This window comes from Betaproteobacteria bacterium (assembly GCA_009377585.1).
Classification (GTDB): Bacteria; Pseudomonadota; Gammaproteobacteria; order Burkholderiales; family WYBJ01; genus WYBJ01.
The window spans coordinates 1-5,349 of the sequence record WHTS01000213.1 but is presented as its reverse complement, the minus strand read 5'-3'; the positions used below and the strand labels follow the sequence as shown (position 1 = coordinate 5,349).

Here is a 5,349-nt window from a genome sequence, read left to right as displayed (position 1 = left end):
GTGGTTCGTCTTGGCGTGGTTCGTCTTGGCGAATTGCAGCCGATCGTTCGGAGGTCCCGGCGTGACTTTGCCGCTAGCCGGCGTACGGATCATCGCGGTCGAGCAATACGGCGCGGGCCCCTGGGGCAGCCTTTACCTCGCCGACCTCGGCGCCGAAGTGATCAAGATCGAGAACCCGAGGGACGGCGGCGACGTCGGCCGCGGCGTCGGACCGCACTTCTTCGGTCCGCGCGACAGCCACTTCTTTCAGACCTTCAATCGCAACAAGAAGAGCGTCACGCTGGATCTAAAGGCGGACGGAGCGCGCGAGGTGCTGCACGACCTGGCGCGCTCGGCCGACGCGCTGCTCGACAACCTGCGCGGCGATCTTCCTGGCGCGCTCGGCGTGACCTACGAGCACCTGCAGGCGGCCAATCGGCGTATCGTCTGCGCGCATCTTTCGGCCTATGGACGCGACGGCCCGCGCGCGGCATGGCCCGGCTACGACTACCTGATGCAGGCCGAGACGGGGCTCATGTCGATGACCGGGGAGCCGGACGGCCCGCCGTGCAAGTTCGGCGTATCGATCGTGGACCTCGTGACCGGGTTGACCGCCGCGTTCGCGCTGCTCGCGGCGCTGACTGGGGCGCGGGCGACCGGCGTGGGACGCGATATCGACGTGAGCCTGTTCGACGTCGCGCTGCATAACCTCAATTACCCCGCGACCTGGTATCTGAACGCGGGCGTCGCGCAGGGCCGCGAGGCACGCTCGGCCCATCCGTCGCTGACGCCGTCGCAGCTCTTTCGCACGCGCGACGGCTGGATCATGATCATGTGCAACAAGGAGCGGTTCTGGCAAGCGCTGGCGAACGAGCTCGGGTGCCCCGAGTGGATCGCCGATGCACGCTTCGCCGATTACGCCGCACGGCTCGCGAACCGCGCGCCGTTGCAACGTATGCTCGACGAGGCGCTGCAGAGGCACACTACGGCGCACTGGCTGCAATGCTTCGCCGGCAAGGTTCCTGCCGCGCCGGTGAACGATATCGCGCAGGCGCTCGAGTCCGAGTTCGTGCGCGCACACGACAATGTCCGCGCCTACCGCTACGGCGACGACCGCGTTGCCCGGATGGTCGCCAATCCCGTGCGCGTGGGCGGCGCCGAGCTGCCGCAGCAGACCGCACCCGGGCTGGGCGCACACACCGACGAAGTGCTGGCCGCGCTGGGCTACGATCGCGCTCGCATCGCCGAGCTGCGCCGGCGGGGCGTCGTTTGACCGGGGATGCCCGCATTACGCCGGGGAGCCGTCACGCCTCACTCGCACGCCGCCCGCCCGAACTGCGCGTGCAGGTGGAGCTGGTGAAGTGACGCCCGGCTGGCTCATCTGGAAACGACGAGGATTACCCGATGAACATTCTGCGCAGCATGCTGTTCGTGCCGGCGAACAACGCCCGGCGGGTCGAGAAGGCGCTTGGCCTCGATGCCGATGCGGTCATCCTCGATCTGGAGGACGCGGTGGCCGCTGCCGAGAAGCCGGCCGCGCGCAGTGCGATCGTCGATGCCCTGCGCAAGCCGCGCTCGGGACTCGCATATGTGCGCATCAATGGGCTGAGCACCGAATGGTGTTATCGCGACCTGACCGAGATCGTCCAGCCGGGCCTCGACGGCATCCTGCTGCCCAAGGCCGAGCGGGCATCCGATCTGCATACGACCGATTGGCTGCTGCGCGCACTGGAACGCGAACGTGGGCTGGCGCTCGGTGCGGTCGATCTCGTGCCGATCATCGAGACCGGTGCCGGGCTTGCCGCCATCGCCGAGATCTGCGGCTGCGGCGCGCGCCACAAGCGGGTGGTGTTCGGCGCAGCCGATTTCACCCTCGACATGAACATGCAATGGACGCGCGCCGAAGCCGAGCTCGCGCACGCACGCGCGCAAATCGTGCTTGCTTCGCGCGTCGCCGGCCTGGAGCCGCCGATCGATACCGTGTGGGCGCGCTTGCAGGATAGCGACGGCCTGCGCGCATCGGCCCGCACTTCGCTCGAAACGGGTTTTCAGGGGCGCCTGTGCATCCATCCGGATCAGATCGGCCTCGTGCACGAGGTCTTTACCCCGAGCGCCGAGGAACATGCCAGGGCGCTGAGGATCGCAGCCGCTTTCGAGGATGCCGAGCGCGCCGGGCTCGCTTCGATCCGCGTGGATGGCGAGTTCGTCGATTACCCGATCGTCGCCAAGGCGCGGCGCGTAGTCGAGATCATGAACCGGTTGAAGCGCTGATCATCCTGCGCGTCAATCCTGCTCTTTCAGCGATTGCCACAGGTCGATCAGCATCAGGACGATGCCCAAGGTAATCACCACGATCAGCGCCGGCTCCTTCAGCTTGACCGCGGGCGGCAGCACGAATGCGACCACCAGCACCACGGCGATGATTCCGGCGATGACTTTCATGACCATGGTCCGCTCCCTGGCGTCCTGAGCCAGAAGTTCGTCACTCCCGCGAACGCGGGGGTCCAGGCGGAGTCTCGTTCTGGATTCCCGCTTGTGCGGGAATGACGAATTACAACGAATTTACGATTCACCACACTGGCCTCATGTGTTATCGAGTTGTTGCACCAGCCAGTTCGCCGTGCGCAGGAGCCGCGCGTCGTCGCCGCGCTTGCCCACCAGCTGCACGCCGATCGGCAGCCCGTTGCCGGCGTTCAGCAGCGGCAGCGTGATGGCCGGCATGCCGCATAGCGTCCACAGCGTGCAGAACGAGGGGTCGCCGGTGTTTGCCAGCCCCTCGGGCGCAGCACCGGGCGCGGCGGGCGTGACGATCGCGTCGTAGCGATCGAACACTTCCGAGAAGCTTTCGTTCAGGCGCGGGATGCGGGCAAGTGCATCGAGATAGTCGAAAGCGAGCGTCGCGCGCCCGCGCTCGATCTGCCGCCGCAGCGACTCGGAAAGCTTGTCCGCGCCGCGGTCGTATTCCACCGTGAAGCTCGACGCGATGTCGGCTTCCATGATGGTGCGATGCCAATCCCAGGCCGCGCGCAAGCTGTCCGGCAGTTCCAGCGTTTCGATGCGATCGCCCAGGTGCGCCGTGAGCTCGTCGAATGCCGCACGCGATTCGGCGTCGACACGATCCCAGATCGGCGTGCGCGCGAATGCAAGCGATGGTGCGAGCGGCGGGTCCTCGGCGGCAATGTCCACGAACGGGATGCGTGCACGGAGACGCGAATCCGGATCTTCCGCGTCGTACCCCGCGATGCACTCCATGATCGCTGCGACGTCGAGCACGCTGCGCGCCATGACCCCGACGGTATCGAGCGCGCGCGACTGGCGCAGAATGCCGGTGCGCGGGACCAGACCGTGGGTCGGCTTGAATCCCACCACTCCGCAAAGGGCGGCCGGTCGGATTACCGAGCCGTTGGTTTGCGTGCCCACGGCCAGCGGTACCATGCCGGCCGCCACCGCCGCGGCCGATCCGCTGGACGATCCGCCGGGCGTGTGCCGCGCATTGTGCGGGTTGCGCGTCTTGCCGGGGCTGTAGGTGGCCATTTCGGTGGTGACCGTCTTGCCGAAAATGACCGCACCCGCGCTTCGCAGCAGCGCGACCACCGCCGCATCCGTGAGCGGCCTGCGGCCTGCGTGCAGCACCGTGCCGTCCTCGGTCGGCATGTCGGCGGTGTCGACGATGTCCTTGATCCCGACCGGTATGCCGTGCAGCGGTCCGAGCGGCTTGCCCTCCTTGCGGCTTCGATCCAGGGCCCGCGCCTGGGCGCGCGCATGGTCGGGATCGAAGAACGCCCACGCCTGCACTTCGGCGTCCACGGCCTGTACCCGCTCGATGCACGCTTCGACCAGCATTTCTGCGCTCAGCGTGCCTTCCCGCAAGGCCTGAGCTGCGGATCTCGCGTCGAGCCAGTTCCACTGCGTGTCGTTCACGCCGGCGCCTCCGAACCGACAGCGAGGTGCGAACGCCAAGCCGTCGGCGCCTGGCGTCGATTCGCTTTGCGGTCGATCCCCGCAAGCGGGGCCCCTCGCCCGGGAAGCTCACGCCGCCCCTCCGAACCGACAGCGAGGTGCGAACGCCAAGCCGTCGGCGCCTGGCGTCGATTCGCTTTGCGGTCGATCCCCGCAAGCGGGGCCCCTCGCCCGGGAAGCTCACGCCGCCCCTCCGAACCGACAGCGAGGTGCGAACGCCAAGCCGTCGGCGCCTGGCGTCGATTCGCTTTGCGGTCGATCCCCGCAAGCGGGGCCCCTCGCCCGGGAAGCTCACGCCGCCCCTCCGAACCGACAGCCATGCCGCTACCTGCCATAAATCACGCTCGGCAGCCACAGCACCGTCTGCGGCCAGACATAGACCAACACCATCGAGATCAGCACGATGTAGAGAAACGGCATGCAGCCGGCGAAGATCTGCGTGAGCAGCACCGAGTTGGGCGCCACGCCTTTCAGATAATAGGCCGACATCGCCATCGGCGGCGACAGGAAGGCGGTCTGCAGGTTGAGCGCTACGAGGATGCCGAACATCAGCGGGTCGATCTGGAAGTGCGGCAGCAGCGGCAGGAAGATCGGCACGAAGATGATGATGATCTCGGTCCACTCCAGCGGCCAACCGAGCAGGAAGATGATCAGCTGCGCGACCAACAGGAACGTGATCGGGCTCATATTGAGACCGAGCACGAACTCCTTGATGATGCCCTCGCCGCCCAGGTAGGCGAAGATCGAGGCGAAGGTCGCAGAACCGATGAAGAGCCAGCAGACCATGGCCGTCGTACGCGCGGTCAGATACACCGCTTCCTTCAGCCGTGGCCAGGTGAGCGCCCGGTAGGCGACCGCGAGCACGAAACCGCCGAACGCGCCAACCGCCGCGGCCTCGGTGGGCGTGGCCAGGCCGAACATGATCGACCCGAGCACCGCGAGGATGAGCAGCGCCAGCGGCAAGAACGACTTCGTCAGCAGGCCTGCCACCTGGGCGATCGAATAACGGGTCGGGTCGGTATACGGCGGCGCCTTGTGCGGCTTGATGATCGCGACGGCGATCACGTAGACGACGTACATGCCGGCCAGGAGGAAGCCGGGAATGAACGCCGCGGCATAGAGCTTCACGACCGAAATGCCCGCCTGCGCGGCGTACACGATCAGCATGATCGAAGGCGGGATCATGATGCCGAGGCAGCCGCCCGCGCACAGCACGCCCGAGGCGAGCCTGGCGTCGTACCCTGCACGCATCATCTGCGGGAACGCGAGCAGGCCCATGAGCGTGACCACGGCGCCGACGATGCCGGTCGCGGTCGCGAACAGTGCGCAGGTCGCGAGTGTCGCCACCGCCAGCGACCCCGGAACGCGCCGGGTCGATATCTGCAGGCTCTTGAACAGGTTGTCGAGTAT

Annotated in this window: 4 protein-coding genes; 2 read left to right on the top strand and 2 right to left on the bottom strand. The window is 67.1% G+C overall.

The annotated features are described in order from the left end of the window. The first annotated feature begins 61 nt into the window (after nucleotides 1-61). Both GEV05_30360 and GEV05_30355 read left to right on the top strand, forming a co-directional pair. Nucleotides 62-1,252 carry a CoA transferase gene (locus tag GEV05_30360; protein MPZ47584.1) on the top strand — a complete coding sequence of 397 codons (1,191 nt, stop codon included), beginning with the start codon at nucleotides 62-64 and terminating at the stop codon, nucleotides 1,250-1,252. Nucleotides 1,253-1,383: 131 nt separating this feature from the next. Continuing rightward, nucleotides 1,384-2,250, top strand: a complete 867-nt coding sequence (locus GEV05_30355; GenBank protein ID MPZ47583.1) for a CoA ester lyase — start codon at nucleotides 1,384-1,386, stop codon at nucleotides 2,248-2,250. A 312-nt stretch (nucleotides 2,251-2,562) separates the two neighbouring features. On the opposite strand, the gene GEV05_30350 is transcribed toward GEV05_30355, so the two are convergent. Together GEV05_30350 and GEV05_30345 are read right to left on the bottom strand one after the other, a co-directional pair. Next, nucleotides 2,563-3,822: an amidase gene (locus GEV05_30350; GenBank protein ID MPZ47582.1), complete on the bottom strand. Its 1,260-nt coding sequence runs from the start codon at nucleotides 3,820-3,822 to the stop codon at nucleotides 2,563-2,565. 441 nt (nucleotides 3,823-4,263) lie between these two features. Further along, on the bottom strand, nucleotides 4,264-5,349 hold a 1,086-nt coding region (locus tag GEV05_30345; GenBank protein ID MPZ47581.1), incomplete at its 5' end, for a TRAP transporter large permease subunit.